The sequence below is a fragment of the Collinsella sp. CLA-ER-H7 genome (assembly GCF_040092345.1).
GTDB lineage: Bacteria > Actinomycetota > Coriobacteriia > Coriobacteriales > Coriobacteriaceae > Collinsella.
On record NZ_JBBNLT010000001.1, the window covers coordinates 272,061 to 286,971 of the forward strand.

Annotated in this window: 14 protein-coding genes; all 14 read right to left on the bottom strand. The window is 60.5% G+C overall.

The window, feature by feature from the left end; genetic code table 11:
* Positions 1–32: 32 nt before the first annotated feature.
* Entirely contained in the window at positions 33–287 is a 255-nt protein-coding gene (gene secG / locus AAAX75_RS01245) for a preprotein translocase subunit SecG (RefSeq protein WP_006236144.1), read from the bottom strand.
* Positions 288–452: 165 nt separating this feature from the next.
* Positions 453–2,006: a 2,3-bisphosphoglycerate-independent phosphoglycerate mutase gene (gene gpmI, locus AAAX75_RS01250; RefSeq protein ID WP_006236146.1), complete on the bottom strand. Its 1,554-nt coding sequence runs from the start codon at positions 2,004–2,006 to the stop codon at positions 453–455.
* Between the two features lie 5 nt (positions 2,007–2,011).
* Complete coding sequence (tpiA, locus tag AAAX75_RS01255; RefSeq protein WP_035138884.1) at positions 2,012–2,779, bottom strand: triose-phosphate isomerase; 768 nt, start codon at positions 2,777–2,779, stop codon at positions 2,012–2,014.
* Positions 2,772–3,962 (bottom strand): phosphoglycerate kinase, encoded by a 1,191-nt coding sequence (locus tag AAAX75_RS01260; protein WP_035138885.1) that lies wholly within the window; start codon positions 3,960–3,962, stop codon positions 2,772–2,774. The genes tpiA and AAAX75_RS01260 overlap by 8 nt, the downstream gene beginning before the upstream one ends.
* 140 nt (positions 3,963–4,102) lie before the next feature.
* On the bottom strand, positions 4,103–5,128 hold the full coding sequence (gene gap / locus AAAX75_RS01265) for a type I glyceraldehyde-3-phosphate dehydrogenase (RefSeq protein ID WP_055286941.1): 1,026 nt from the start codon (positions 5,126–5,128) through the stop codon (positions 4,103–4,105).
* Between the two features lie 193 nt (positions 5,129–5,321).
* Positions 5,322–6,251: a DNA-binding protein WhiA gene (gene whiA / locus AAAX75_RS01270; protein ID WP_117800625.1), complete on the bottom strand. Its 930-nt coding sequence runs from the start codon at positions 6,249–6,251 to the stop codon at positions 5,322–5,324.
* Between the two features lie 6 nt (positions 6,252–6,257).
* Positions 6,258–7,178, bottom strand: a complete 921-nt coding sequence (gene rapZ / locus AAAX75_RS01275) for an RNase adapter RapZ (protein ID WP_022094878.1) — start codon at positions 7,176–7,178, stop codon at positions 6,258–6,260.
* Between the two features lie 101 nt (positions 7,179–7,279).
* Positions 7,280–7,966, bottom strand: a complete 687-nt coding sequence (locus AAAX75_RS01280; RefSeq protein WP_022094877.1) for an N-acetylmannosamine-6-phosphate 2-epimerase — start codon at positions 7,964–7,966, stop codon at positions 7,280–7,282.
* 70 nt (positions 7,967–8,036) lie between these two features.
* On the bottom strand, positions 8,037–9,002 hold the full coding sequence (locus AAAX75_RS01285) for an ROK family protein (RefSeq protein ID WP_270226818.1): 966 nt from the start codon (positions 9,000–9,002) through the stop codon (positions 8,037–8,039).
* Positions 9,003–9,173: 171 nt separating this feature from the next.
* Positions 9,174–10,094: a dihydrodipicolinate synthase family protein gene (locus AAAX75_RS01290; protein WP_035138887.1), complete on the bottom strand. Its 921-nt coding sequence runs from the start codon at positions 10,092–10,094 to the stop codon at positions 9,174–9,176.
* A gap of 68 nt (positions 10,095–10,162) precedes the next feature.
* Positions 10,163–11,014, bottom strand: coding sequence for an acetylxylan esterase (locus AAAX75_RS01295; RefSeq protein WP_349090839.1), 852 nt, complete (start codon positions 11,012–11,014; stop codon positions 10,163–10,165).
* Positions 11,007–11,984 (bottom strand): acetylxylan esterase, encoded by a 978-nt coding sequence (locus AAAX75_RS01300; RefSeq protein ID WP_349090840.1) that lies wholly within the window; start codon positions 11,982–11,984, stop codon positions 11,007–11,009. The genes AAAX75_RS01295 and AAAX75_RS01300 overlap by 8 nt, the downstream gene beginning before the upstream one ends.
* A gap of 80 nt (positions 11,985–12,064) precedes the next feature.
* Positions 12,065–12,892 carry an ABC transporter ATP-binding protein gene (locus AAAX75_RS01305; RefSeq protein WP_006236159.1) on the bottom strand — a complete coding sequence of 276 codons (828 nt, stop codon included), beginning with the start codon at positions 12,890–12,892 and terminating at the stop codon, positions 12,065–12,067.
* A complete protein-coding gene (locus AAAX75_RS01310; RefSeq protein WP_117848733.1) occupies positions 12,893–14,908 on the bottom strand; it encodes a dipeptide/oligopeptide/nickel ABC transporter permease/ATP-binding protein in 2,016 nt (671 codons plus the stop codon).
* Positions 14,909–14,911: the final 3 nt, after the last annotated feature.

The window sequence follows — 14,911 nt, forward strand, 5'->3', positions numbered from 1 at the left end:
GAGACCCATTGCAAACGTATATACGCCGATGCTTAGTAGCCGACGATGCCCTGCGGGAAGAAGAACATGCACAGGACGACGCACACGGCAAAAACAACGGCCATAATTACCGTCAGGCGATCGAGGTTCTGCTCCATGACGCCCGTGGCAGAGCTGGAGTTATACAGCGAGCTAGCGATCATATCCGAAACGCCGGTGCCCTTACCGGAATGCATCAGGACGAGAATCGTCAGCGCCACGGCAGAGACAGCCCAAACGACAAACAGAAGAATCTGGAACGGACCCATAGATAAGCTCCTTAATAGAACAGTTCAAACTCCAGTACTGTACCACAATCCCCCGCTCTCCCCTACCTGCCACTCAAGGACGGGGTGGAAATGGCAGAAATACCAAAAAGGGGGGTTGTCCGGTTGTGGACAACCCCCTTACTAGAAAACGGTATTTGTTTTCTATTAGGCCTCGGTGGCGAGCACGCGGCCCGTCATCTCGGCGGAAGGCTCAATACCAGCCATGGTGAGCATGGTCGGAGCGATATCGGAAAGACGGCCGTCCTCGATACCGGTGAGCTGTGCCTTCTCATCAACGATGATGAACGGCACGCGGTTGGTGGTGTGAGCCGTAAACGGATGCTTGGAACCGTCGGAAGCAACGTCAAACATGTGATCGGCGTTGCCGTGGTCGGCGGTAATCAGTGCAAAGCCGCCCTTGGCGAGAATCGCCGGGACAACCTTGGACAGGGCATCGTCAACAGCCTCGACAGCCTTAACGGCGGCGTCGAAGACACCGGTGTGACCAACCATGTCGCAGTTCGCGAAGTTCACGATGTAGAAATCAGCGCGATCCTCGTTGATGGCGGCGACGAGCTTCTCGGTAACCTCGGGAGCGCTCATCTCGGGCTGCAGATCGTAGGTAGCGACCTTGGGGGAAGCGACGAGCACGCGCTCCTCGCCCTCCTTGGGCTCCTCGATGCCACCGTTGAGGAAGAACGTCACGTGGGCGTACTTCTCGGTCTCGGCAGTGTGCAGCTGCTTCAGGCCATTGGCGGCAATAACGTCGGCCAGGACGTTCTCGGGGAACGTCTTGGGGAAGGCGACCTCGACGTCAAACGTCGGATCGTACTCGGTCATCGTCACAAAGTGCGAAAGCTTGATCTGCTCGCGCTCAAAGCCGTCGAACTCCTTGTCCGTGAACACGCGGGTCATCTGACGAGCGCGGTCGGGACGGAAGTTGAAGAAGATGGCCGCGTCGCCCTCGTGAATGCCCTCGTTGTGGGCAGCGAAGGGCTCGACGAACTCGTCGCCGCGCGGGTCCTTCTCGTAGTAGGCCTTGATACCGGCAACGGGGTCGGTATCAGCATCGGACGCATTGACCATGACGTCGTAGGCGCGCTGGATGCGCTCCCAACGGTTGTCGCGGTCCATCGCCCAATAACGACCCGAGACGGTGGCAACGCGAGCGTCGCAACCGGTCTCCTCGGAGATCTTGGCCAGGAAGGCGCAGAACTCGCTCATGTAGCCAGCACCGGACTGCGGGTCGACGTCGCGGCCATCCATGAAGGCGTGGACGCGAACGGTCTTGACGCCGTGCTCGGCAGCCATCTTGACCAGAGCCTCGACGTGGTTCATGTGAGAATGAACACCGCCCGGGCTCATAAGGCCCATGAGGTGGAGAGTCTTACCGTCAGCCTTGACGTCGTCCATAGCCTTGACAAAAACCTCGTTCTTGGCGATGGAGCCGTCCTTGATGGCGTTGTTGATGCGCGAAAGCTCCTGGAACACGATGCGTCCGGCACCGATGTTGAGGTGACCCACCTCGGAGTTACCCATCTGGCCATCGGGAAGACCCACGTCCTCGCCCGAAGCGCCGAGCGTGGTGTGGGGGTACTTCTCGTACAGGCTATCAAGGAAGGGCGTCTTGGCAGCGGCGACGGCGTTCTCGCCATCGGCCGGAGCAAGGCCGCAACCATCCATGATGATCAGGAGTGCAGGAAGATGACGTTGTGCCATATGTCCTACTCGCCTGCCTTGACGACCATAGAGGCGAAGTCGGCAGCCTTGAGCGAAGCGCCGCCCACGAGGGCGCCGTCAACGTCGGGCTTGGCGACGAGCTCGGCGATGTTGCCGGGCTTGGCGGAACCGCCATACAGCACGCGAATGCCGTTGGCGAGCTCCTCGCCGAACATCTCCTTGAGGGTCTCACGGATAGCGCCGCAGACCTCCTGAGCGTCCTCGGCGGTAGCGGTCTTGCCTGTGCCGATGGCCCAGATGGGCTCGTAGGCGACGACGACCTGCTTGGGGCAGGTGATCTCAAGGCCAGCAAGGCCAGCCTTGACCTGGTTCACGACGTGCTCGACATAGGTGCCAGCCTCGCGGACCTCGAGGGACTCGCCGCAGCAGAAGACGGGAACAAGACCGGCGGAAACGAGAGCCTTAGCCTTCTTGTTCTGATCCTCGTCGGTCTCGTGGAAGTAGTCGCGACGCTCGGAGTGACCGATGATGCAGTAGGTGCAGCCAGCGGACTTGAGCATGTCGCAAGAAGACTCACCGGTGAAGGCACCCTTGGCCTCCCAGTACACGTTCTGTGCACCGAGGGCGATGGGGGCAGCCTGAATGCGGTCATGAACCGTGGTGATGTCGATGGTCGGAGGGCAGACGAGCACCTCGACGCCAGCCGGAACCTCGGGCAGAGCCTGAGCCAGCTCGTCGGCGAGCTTGGCGGCCTCGGCGACGTCGTTGTTCATCTTCCAGTTACCAGCGATAAGAAGGGTGCGATTAGGCATCGAGAAGCGCCTCCACTCCGGGCAGGGCCTTACCCTCGACGAGCTCCATGGAAGCGCCACCACCGGTGGAGATCCAGCTCATCTTGTCGGCCAGGTTGAACTTGTTGACAGCTGCGACAGAGTCACCACCGCCGATGATCGAGGTGCAGTCAGCCTCGGCGAGAGCCTCGGCGATAGCCTGGGTGCCGTGAGCAAAGTTGTCAAACTCGAAGACGCCCATGGGGCCGTTCCAGAACACGGTCTTGGCGCCCTTGACAGCCTCGGCATAGAGCTCCTCGGTCTTGGGACCGATGTCCATACCCTCACGATCGTCGGGGATAGCGTCGGAAGCAACAACCTCGGGGACAGCGTCCTCGCCAAAGTGATCGGCAACACGGTTGTCGATGGGGAGTAGGATCTTGACACCCTTCTCCTCGGCCTTCTTGAGCATCTCGCCGGCGCGCTCGACCCAGTCCTCTTCCTTGAGGGACTGACCAACGGACAGGCCCTGAGCCAGGAAGAAGGTGTAGGCCATGCCGCCACCGATGATCAGGGTGTCAGCGGAGTCGATGAGGTGATCGAGAACGCCGATCTTGGAGGAAACCTTGGAACCGCCGACGATGGCGACGAAGGGGCGCTCGGGCTCGGCGAAGATGCCGGTCAGCGTGTCGACCTCCTTCTCGAGCAAGAAGCCGGCGACGGCAGGCAGGTAAGCGGCGGGGCCCACGACGGAACCCTGGGCGCGGTGAGCGGTGCCGAAGGCATCGAGAACGAAGACGTCACCATAGGAAGCGAGCTTCTTGGCGATCTCGGGATCGTTCTTCTTCTCACGCTTGTCAAAACGGACGTTCTCGAGAACGAGGACCTTACCCGGCTCGACGGCGGCGACAGCCTCAGCAGCCTTCTCGCCGTAGGTGTCAGCGACAAAGGCAACGTCGAGACCAGAGAGCTCAGCGAGCTTCTTGGCGACGGGCTCGAGGGACAGCTCGGGCTGGAAGCCGGTGCCCTCGGGACGGCCGAGGTGGCTCATGAGGATGACGCGAGCGTTGTGCTCAACGAGGTAGTTGATGGTGGGCAGGGCAGCCTTGATACGGGTGGTGTCGCCAACGACGCCATCCTTGATAGGCACGTTAAAGTCAACGCGGACGAGAACGCGCTTGCCGTCGACATCGATGTCGCGGACGGTCTTTTTGGTAAAGGCCATGTTTGCTTCTACCTTTCGTACGTGTCTGCCTCCCATTACGGCAGACGATTTCCTATAAAAAGGGCGCGACCCTAGGGTGTAAGCCCTATAAGGCCGCGCCCTTCTTTAGACGCTCAACGAGCTATTCGCTAAAAGCTAAATTAAGCAACGAACTTCTCGAAGTACTTGATGGTGCGGACCATCTGAGAGGTGTAGGAGTTCTCGTTGTCGTACCAAGAGGTGACCTGAACGAGGGTCTGGCCGTTGCCGAGGTCAGAGCACATGGTCTGAGTGGCGTCGAAGATGGAGCCGTGGGTCTCGCCGACGATGTCGCGGGAGACGATCTGGTCCTCGTTGTAGGCGAAGGTCTCGGGGATGGTCTCGGCGTAGGCCTTCATGGCAGCGTTGACCTCGTCGACGGTGACCTTCTTGTCAACGACGGCGTAGAGGTTGGTCAGCGAGCCGGTCGGCGTCGGGACGCGCTGGGCGGCACCGATGAGCTTGCCGTTGAGCTCGGGGAGAACCAGGCCGATGGCCTTGGCAGCGCCCGTGGTGTTCGGGACGATGTTCTCGGAGCAGGCGCGGGAGCGACGGAAGTTGCCCTTGCGCTGCGGGCCGTCGAGCGGCATCTGGTCGCCGGTGAAGGCGTGGATGGTGGTCATGATGCCGGACACGATGGGAGCGAAGTCGTTCAGACCCTTGGCCATCGGGGCGAGGCAGTTGGTGGTGCAGGAAGCAGCGGAGATGATGTTGTCCTCAGCGGTCAGCGTCTCATGGTTGACGTTGTACACGATGGTGGGCAGATCGCTGCCGGCCGGAGCGGAGATGACGACCTTCTTGGCGCCAGCGTTGATGTGGGCCTGAGCCTTAGCCTTGCTGGTGTAGAAGCCGGTGCACTCGAGAACGACGTCGACGTCAAGGTCGCCCCAAGGCAGGTTGTTAGCGTCGGCCTCCTTGTAGATCTTGATCTCCTTGCCGTCAACGGTGATGGAATCCTCGCCAGCAACGACCTCGTGATCGCGAGCGTAGTTGCCCTGCGTGGAGTCGTACTTCAGCAGGTAAGCGAGCATATCGGGAGAGGTGAGGTCGTTGATAGCGACGATCTCGGAGCCCTCATGACCGAACATCTGACGGAAAGCCAGACGACCGATGCGACCGAAGCCGTTAATAGCAACCTTTACTGCCATTGTGTCTCCTTTCGTAAGGCCCCCGCGAGCTACAGCGCCCGCCGTTGAGGCCCACAAACTAACCACTCGCCTAATATACCTTTTTTTTGACTTGAATTTCACGAGAATGCTCGAAATTGAAAATCAAATTTACGTTAAAACGTTTTAAAGACTAAAATAGCAGCTAAATCCATATATAAGTCGTTACTTCAAACTACCTGTTTGCTTCAATGAGCTTTTCAAGCCGTAAAACACGATGGTAGAGGGCTGACTTCGACAAGGGAGGGTCAGCCATCTCCCCCAAATCACGCAGCGACAGATCGGGATAGCGCTCGCGCAGGTCGCAAAAGACCGCCAAGGCATCCGGAAGCGCATCGCGAAGGCCACGCTGCTCGAGCTCATCGATAAGCGCAAGCTGATGTTGGGCAGCACCGGCGCTTCTGGTCTGGTTGGCGAGCTCGGCATTCACGCGACGGTTCACATCGTTCTTAACCAACTTGACCGCGCGCGCCTCCTCAATCTCGGCAACGCTGCGCTTGGCACCAATCAGCTTTAATAGATGCTCGATTTCCTCGGCGCTCTTAATGTACACGGCATATGACCCCCGCCGTGCATTAACACGAGCATGGACCCCAATCTGCTCCAACAGATCGCAAAGTCCCTTGGCATATTGCTCGCCCTGCACAGCGATCTCCAAATGAAAATCGCCGCGTGGATCGGCCACGAAGCCGCCCGCGATGAGCGCGCCGCGGATATAGGCAAGTCTACAGCAAGGACGGGCGACAATGTGACGCGGCACACCTGCGACGAGCCCTCCCCTACGGTCGAGAATGCCCAGCAGCACCAGAGCCTTATCCAAATCGGGCTGATCAGGCAAGGTGATGAGGTAGTTTCGAACCTTATGCAAGACAGATTTGCGGACGGTGAACTCCGTTTTGAGCTTAAGGATACGATGCGTCAGCGTGATCATCGTGCGCGCGACGGCTCCCGTCTCAGTCGCAACCGTCAAACGATACCGCCCAGAGCCGGTAAGCGAGAGCGTACCGCTCACACGCGTGAGGGCGGCAAGCGTCGACAAGTCGCAGTATTCACATTCGGGTTCGCAGCGCGCAAGCTCGTCGCGCACCTCAGCGGTAAACGACATGCAGGCCTATGCCTTCGTGTTGGCGCGCGACAGGTCGCGGTGGGAGATGCTCACATGATACTGAGCGCCTTCCAGGTAACGGGCCGTGGCCTCGGCAATGGCAACGCTGCGGTGCTGGCCGCCCGTGCAACCGATGGCGATAGAAAGCTGCGGCTTACCCTCCGCGATATAGCCCGGCATCACCGTATCGAGCAGCTGTGTCCAAGCCTTCCAAAACTCCTGCGTCTTGGGATGGTCCAGAACAAAATCGGAGACCTTTTTATCGAGACCGGTCATCGTGCGCATCTCGGGATCGTAGAACGGATTAGGCAGGAAGCGGACGTCGATCATAATGTCCGCCTCGACGGGCATGCCGTGCTTAAAGCCAAACGAGAACACGTGGACGTCCATGAGCTGCTGGTCGGACAGCTCGGAAAATGCCATACGTAGCTTGTTGCGCAACGCAGAGGTGCGCAGACGGCTCGTGTCGATAATCATATCGGCTCGGTCGCGCACGCCCTGAAGCTGAAGGCGCTCGCGCTGAATGGCATCGGCCGTAGTCTCCCCCGGCTTGGCAATGGGATGACGGCGGCGATTTTCGCTGTAGCGACGAATCAGCACCTCGTCAGAAGCCTCCAGGAACACGATGTCGCAGCTCATCTCGCGCTCTTCGAGCGCGGCGACCGCATCGAGCAGCTCGTCAAACAGTCCCTGGCTACGCAAATCGCAGGTGACGGCGAGATGCCTGCCCACGCCCGTATTGATGCCGACGAGCTCGGCAAGCTGGGCGATGAGACGTGGAGGCAGGTTATCGATGCAAAAATAGCCCATGTCCTCGAACACGTGCATGGCCTGCGTGCGGCCCGATCCGGACATTCCGGTGATGATGACGATATCGGGGATGCGCTCCGAGCGCTCCGCCGCATCCATGGCATCTCCCTTTTGCATGTGCTGCCTCCCGAAAACAAGCGCGGGACCCAGCAACCCGGATCCCGCGCGGTCAATTGCCTATATTGAGTATACCGCCCCGAGCGGATACGAGGCCTGTCTTACGCCTCAAGCGCAGCCTTGAACCAACTCGTAATACTCGTGGGGTGCGTGATGGCGGTGCCGACGACAACGGCCCAGGCGCCAGCATCGATCGCGGCGCGAGCCTCCTCGGGCGTGTGCACGCGGCCCTCGCAGATGATGGGAAGACCGGGGAATTCCTCGGTCGCCTGACGCAGGAGCGGCAGATCGGGGCCATCGGCCATGGTGCAGTCGATGGCGGCGACGCCGTGAGAAAGCGTGGTGGATACCAGGTCAAAGCCCATATCAACAGCACGGCGAATGTCCTCGATGGTGGCACAATCCGCCATCAGGAGCACACCCTCCTCGTGCAGCGGGCGGAAGGTATCCTCGACCGTTTTGCCATCGGGGCGCGGACGATCGGTGGCGTCGATCGCCACGATATCGGCACCCGCAGCAACGCAGGCGCGAGCGTGGCGCAGCGTCGGCGTGATGTAAACGCCCTCGTGCCCATCCTTCCACAGGCCGATGACGGGAACCTCACAGCGACCCTTAATGGCGGCAATGTCGGCAAGGCCCTGGCAGCGAATGGCGGCGGCGCCGCCGAGCTCGCAAGCGCGAGACATTTGAGCCATGGTCTCAGGCGTACGAAGCGGCTCGCCCATATACGCCTGAACGCTCACGACGAGCTTGCCCTTCAGGGATTGAATCAAAGGATCGACGGTCATAAGGCTGTAACCTTTCTCAGAACAGCCTCCCGAGGCGTGTTGTCTCGGGAGGCTCCTACAGCAGATACGTTTACTTCAACGAGGCAAGAAGATGCTCAGCGGCACCGATGAGCGGAGCATCGCCCTCCAGAGAACCGATGAGGATCGGCGTGTCCTGAAGCGGATCGAGCGCCTGGCTGGCATAGCCCTCGTGCACCGAATCCTTCCACGTCTGCGAACGCCAATCGGGACCTTGGTGAATCACGCCGCCCGAAAGCACGATGACCTCTGGGTCCAGGATGTTAGCGAGCGAGCCCAAGCTGGCCCCCAGCGCAAAGCCGGCGTCATGGATAACCTCGGTCGCCTTTGCGTCGCCCGCACGGCACAGGTCGTTCACATCGCGACCGACCGAAGGACGGCTGGGGTCGACGCGACCAAAGCGCTCATCGTACATACGACCAATGGAAGTGCCCGAAGCAACCGACTCAAGATGGCCGGAACGCCCGCAGGCGCAGGGAATGCCGGCGGCAGCCGAGCACTCGATGTGGCCCATATGGCCGGCAGCACCATGGAAGCCCTGCATCACGCGGCCGTTCTCGACATATGCGCCGCCGATGCCCGTGCCGATGCCCAGGCACAAGACGGAGAACTTGCCCTTGCCGACGCCCCAGTGGGCCTCGCCCAGAGCATGAGCCTGCACGTCGCCCACAACGGCAACGGGGAGACCAAGGTCCTCGCGCAGACGCGGCCCCAACTGAACGCCGGACCAGCCGGGCATGATCTCGTTGGCATACGCGATGGCGCCCGTCTTGGGATCGACGACGCCGGCGGCACCAATGCCGACGCCAAGGACCTCGACATCGGGATTCGCCTCGAGAGCAGCCTTGATGGACGCCTCGATACGCTGGAAGACGGCCTCGCCGCCCTCTTGGGCCTCGGTGGGAACCTCGGCCTCAAAAACGGGATGGGGCACACTACCGTCAGCCGGGTACTCCATGATGGCAGTCGCGATCTTAGTTCCGCCGATATCAACGGAGCAAATGTACTTGTTCTCCATGTCGCTCTCCTTAGGAGATAAAAAACAACTACAGGAAATGAAGGCGGCGTTATCGCCGCAGCTTGGTAAAGGTTTCCCGAGTGCCCGAGGTTGGGGCTCAAGCGGTCGGGCGTTGACCTAATGGGTCACGCTCGACCGCTTGAGCCCCAAGATCGGGTGCCCGGGGAAGCTTTACAGGAGACCGTTGTCCTGGAGGACCTTCTTAATCGCCTCGACGTTCTCGCCGGTCATGGCCTTCACCGGGCGCGGCATGGTCGGGCTGTCGAAGATGCCCATGAGGTTCATAGCGGTCTTGAAGGCGCCGACGCCACCGGCATAGCCCTGGACGCCCGAGGTGACATCCCAGATGTGCGAAATCTCATTGAGGCGGTCCTGCTCGGCCTTGACGGTAGCCCAGTCACCAGCCTGAGCGGCCTTCCACTGACGTACGTAGCCCTCGGGCTCAACGTTGGCGAGACCCGGGACGGAACCGTCGGCGCCACCGAGGTAGGCGCCGTCGACAACAACCTCGTGACCGGTGAGAATGCTCATCGGATGGCCGTTCTTCTCGTTCTCCTGAACGAGGTAGCGGAACGAGATGTCATCACCCGAGGAATCCTTGACGCCGGCCAGAACGCCCTCGGCACCGAGCTTGGCAAGGAGCTTCCAAGGGAGCTTGGTGTGGACACACACGGGAATGTCGTAGGCGAAGATGGGCAGGTCGAGTTCCTCATGCAGGATGCGGAAGTGCTCCTCGACCTCGGTCATGCCCTGCAGGGCATAGAACGGGCAGGTGGCGACAAGCGCATCGGCGCCCAGCTCCTGAGCGACCTTACCGTGCTCGATCATGCGTTCGGTCTCGGTGTCGATGATGCCGACCAGAACGGGAACGCGGTGGTCGACGATGCGGACGGCCTCGGCGATGATCTGACGGCGACGCTCGTCGGTGGAGAAGACGACCTCGCCCGAGGAGCCCAGGAAGAACAAGCCATCGACGCCGGCATCGATCATGCGGTTGATGCTGCGCTCAAAGGAGGCAACATCGAGCTGGTGGTCTTCGGTATCGGGAACAACGACGGGAGGGATAACGCCGGTGAATTTCTGAGTTGCCACAAGAATCTCCTTAGTTGTCTGGTGGGCAGCCCTATGCCGCCCACTCTTGTTGGCAGTGTCCAGGCCGTCTAGGCCAAAGAACACGGGTAGAACGTTTGGTTAAAAAAGTCGACGACTTCGTTTTCGAACGCATTGATGCGCTCGTGAGCGTATTTGGCATAGATGATATGCCTCCGGTCACACTCAAGACCGTTGAATACGGCAAACTGATCCTTGGGATCGCTCACGGTATCCATGAGCGATGTGCCCATGAGCACCGAGCCGCGCACCCGAGACGACAGCGCCTCGAGGCCGCCGGGAAGCGGATTGGCAACCGCCGTGCAGGCGAGACCCCGCTCGTCCAGAGCAGAAACCGCCAGCGCGACTCCACCGCCTAGACCCTCGCCCCATGCAAAGATGCGGTCGGGGTCCATGCCATCAAGATTGCGCGCGACCTTCGCCAACGCACAGCCCCAACGGACGCGCCTGACAAAAGCAGGCGAAGTAATCCCCTGCCGCAGATCGCTGGGTCCAATCACCTCATCGTCCAGTGCAAGCACGGCATACCCCATGGCGGCAAATCTCGTCATGTGATGCCAGCCGCGCACAGGCCGATCGATGTCGTGGAACATCAGGCACAGCGGCACGCGCTCAGATACTCGGGCACGACCGACAGGCTCAATCAAACGAGCGTGAATCGCATCGTCACCGAGCTCAAAGGAGACCTCCGAGTAACGGGCGCAGGGGTTAACAAAGTCAATCGCCGTAATGGCCGGGCCTTGAATCTCAAGATTCGAAGCGCATGTCTCTAAATCAGAAACATCTGCATGGACATCACCGCGCCAGTCCCGATATTCTGCGAGCCTTGACGAAACCGTTCCAGGAATTCCCACAAGCCCGGGGACAATCAGCCCATTGACATTGCTCTCGCACTTAGACATGAGCCTCCCCTCCCTTGCAGAAAAACGGAATGATCAGATCGTCAAAATCCTGAATCTCCTCGTGGCCAAAGCCTTCAAAGAACTCATGACGCTTTTCACAGGTCAGGTTGTTATAGACCGCAAACTGCGTCGCTGGCGGACAGACGATATCGGCTGTGCCAGTGCCAAACAGCACGGGGCATTTGACCATAAGGGCAAAGTTCTTGGAATCGAAGTACGCCAGCTTGGCATAGGCTTCGTCAATACGAGTCGAGTCCTCGTCAAACCAGCGAGACCAATAGCGCAGGCCCTCGTAGGCAATGTCGTCGGCATCCAAATCCCAGACCAGGCGGAAATCTGACAGGAAGGGATAGAGGATGGCGGCACGATTGATAAGCTCACTGTTAAGCGCACAGGTCGCAATGCCCAAACCGCCACCCTGCGACGCGCCGTTCACAAACACACGGGAAAGATCGATGCCCTCGAGCTCGCGAACAATACGGCACAGGATGCGAATATCTTGGTGCAAGCGGACATAGTAGAGGTTGGCCGGGTCGCCGTCGATGCCGGCGACGATATGCCCGGCAACCGTTGTGCCCTCAAATCCACCAATGTCCTCGGAGGGACCTCCTTGGCCGGGGCAGTCGAGGGCGATGAGTGCCATGCCCATGCCCGCAAACGACGCCTGCTCAAACCAGCTGCGGCTTGCACCCGGATACCCATGGAACTGAAGCACCAATGGCACGGGCTCGTCCGAGACGGGTTTAAGGTACTTGGCATGCAGGCGAGCGCCACACATGCCGGTATACCAGAGGTCGAAAAGTTGGCAGGTCGCGGCATCGGTGACCGATGCCGTGTCGATCGCATAGTCAAGCCCGACGGCGTCGGCCTCGGCCATGCGATCCTTCCAAAAGAGATCGAAATCTGATGGACGGGGCATGGCGCCTCGATATTCACCAAATTGATGTTGTAGCTCCTGAGCACTTGGCATGGCTCGTGAACCCAACCTTTCGAAATCGCAACGGAGGTGCGCCCGGCAAGGGAACCGGGCGCACGGGAGGGAAAGCGAGGCTATTCGCCGAGCTTGGGGTGCAGCAGCGACGGCGCAGCGCCGAGCAGCATCTTGGTGTAGGGGTCCTGGGGGTGCTGGAAGACCTGCTTGGCCTCGCCCTGCTCGACGATCTTGCCGCCATTCATAACGATGATGTCGTCAGAGATATAGCGGACCGTCTGGATGTCATGGCTGATGAACACCATGGCCAGGCCGAGCTCCTTCTTAAGGTCGGTCAGCAGGTTCAGAATCTGCGCGCGGACCGAAACGTCCAGAGCCGAGGTGGGCTCGTCGGCGATGATGGCATCGGGGTTCAGCGACAGGGCACGGGCAATTGCGACGCGCTGGCGCTGGCCGCCCGAAAGCTGACCGGGAAGAACCTCGGCGGCGGAGCTGGGCAGACCGGTGAGCTCCAGGAGCTCTTTGACGCGCTTCTCCTGCTCGGCCTCGGTACCCAGGTTGTGGACGCGCATGGGGTCGAGCAGCTGCTCGCGAACGACCATGCGGGGATTGAGCGCCGTGGCCGGGTTCTGGAACACAACTGAGATGACGCGACCCATGTGGCGACGGTCCTCGGCGGTACGTTTGGTAACGTCCTTGCCCTTAAAGTAGACCTTGCCGCTCGTGGGGGCCTGCAGGCCGCACATGACGTTGGCGGTGGTGGACTTACCGCAACCGGACTCGCCGACGATGCCGATCGTCTGACCGGGCATGAGCTTAATCGTTACACCCTGGACGGCGTGAACCAGGTTGGGGTGCAGAATCGAGCCGGTACGGGTCCTAAAGGTGACGTGGACGTCATCAAGGAAGATGATCGGCTCGACGCCGTTGACTGCGGTCTCGCTCATCTACATCACCTCCGCGTGAGGGGTCAAACCATTTGCCTTGAGCACCTCGTCGGGGAGCTCGGAATAGAAGTGCTCGGTACCGGGCACGCGCTTGAAGACCGGACGGGTGTCCAGGCCAATACGCGGATGGCTCGAGCGGGGTGCGAAGCGATCGCCCTTGGGGAAATCGCGCGGGCTCGGAACGGCGCCGGGCACCTGGTGCAGGCGGCCCGAACCGCTCTCGATGGACAGGACGGAACCCAGAAGGCCGCGGGTGTACTCGTGAATCGGGTTGGTGAGCAGCTCCTTGGTGGGCGCCTGCTCGATAACCTGACCGGCGTACATAACCGTGATGTTATGGGCGACCTCGGCGACCAGTGCCAGGTCGTGCGAAACGAAGATCATGGCAAAGCCGAGCTTGGCCTGAAGGTCGTTAAGCAGCTTGATGACCTGCTTCTGGACGGTAACGTCCAGAGCGGTCGTGGGCTCGTCGCAGATGACCAGCTTGGGGTCGCGGGTAAGGGCCATAGCGATCAGAACGCGCTGACGCTGACCACCGGAAAGCTCATGCGGATAGCTCTCGAGCGTACGCTTGGGGTCGAGGCCCACGAGCTCCAGGAGCTCCTCGGCGCTGCGGGTGCCGCCGCGCTTGGTGAGCTGCTTCATCTGGGCAGAGATGAGCATGGAGGGGTTGAGCGAGGACAGGGCGTCCTGATAGACCATGGCGATATCGGTACCGCGCAGGCCGAACCACTCCTTCTTGCTCATCTTGAGCAGGTCGCGGCCCTCCCAGAGAACCTCACCGGAAAGATGCTCGTCATCGTCGGTCAGGCCCATGATGGCCAGCGTGGTGATGGACTTACCGCAGCCGGACTCGCCGACCAGGCCCATGGTCTGACCGGGACGGACGTCAAAGTTAACGTGGTCGACGACGTTGATGTCACCGTGGTGCTCAAACTGGATGCAGAAATCGCGGACCGAAAGGATCGGCTCAACGGACTCATCGGGAACATGGCGGTCGTTACGCTTGAGTTCGACATCGCGCAGGGCGCCAAGGCGAGCGGACAGGGACTGAGCCTGCTCCTTGTAGGCGCGAACGGGGTCGGAGACCAGCAGGTCGGCCTCGCGGCGCTTGGAGGAATCGGTCGGATCCAGGGCGGCGGAGGGAGCAGCGGCCATGGCGTCGGTAATACCCTCGGACAGGATGTTGAGTGCCAGGCACGTGATCATGATGGCCAGGCCCGGGAACAGCGCCTGCCACCAACGGCCAGCGAGCACGCCACCGCGAGCATCGGCGAGGATGTTGCCCCAGGTAGCGGTAGGCTCCTGAATACCGGCGCCGATAAAGGTCAGCGAGGCCTCGAAGATGATGGCGTCGGCTACCAGGGTAACGGTGAAGACCATAATCGGGGCGATGCAGTTGCGCAGGACGTGCTTAATCAAAATCCACGGAGCCTTGGCGCCGGAAACGATGACCGCGCGGACATAGTCCTCGCCGTACTCGGACACGATGTTGGCGCGCACGATACGGGCAATCTGCGGAGTGTACATAAAGCCGATGGCGAAGATGATCGACGGCACGGAATTGCCCAGGATGGAGACGAAGACGGCCGCGAGGGCGATGCCCGGGATGGACATGATGATGTCCAGGATGCGCATGATCGCCTCGGAAACGGACTTGCGCGAAACCGCCGCGAGGGCGCCCACGACCGAGCCGCAGACCAGAGCCATGGCAGTGGCGCCAAAGCCGATGATCAGCGAGTAACGACCACCGTAGAGCATGCGCGACAGAATGTCGCGACCCTTATCGTCGGTACCGAAGATAAATCCGTTGCCGGGAGCCTGGCGAGCAGTGAAAATCTCGACCGGGCTATAGGGGGCAAGAAGAGGCGCCAGAATCGCGGTCAGGGCGACCAGCGCCAGCACGACGGCGGCAATCTTAGAAGACAACGTCATCTTCTTCCAGCCACCGAGCTTGAGCCCCTTGGAGGCAGCTTTCTCGAGCTGCTCGGTTTGCTTCTCTCGAATCTTTACCATAAT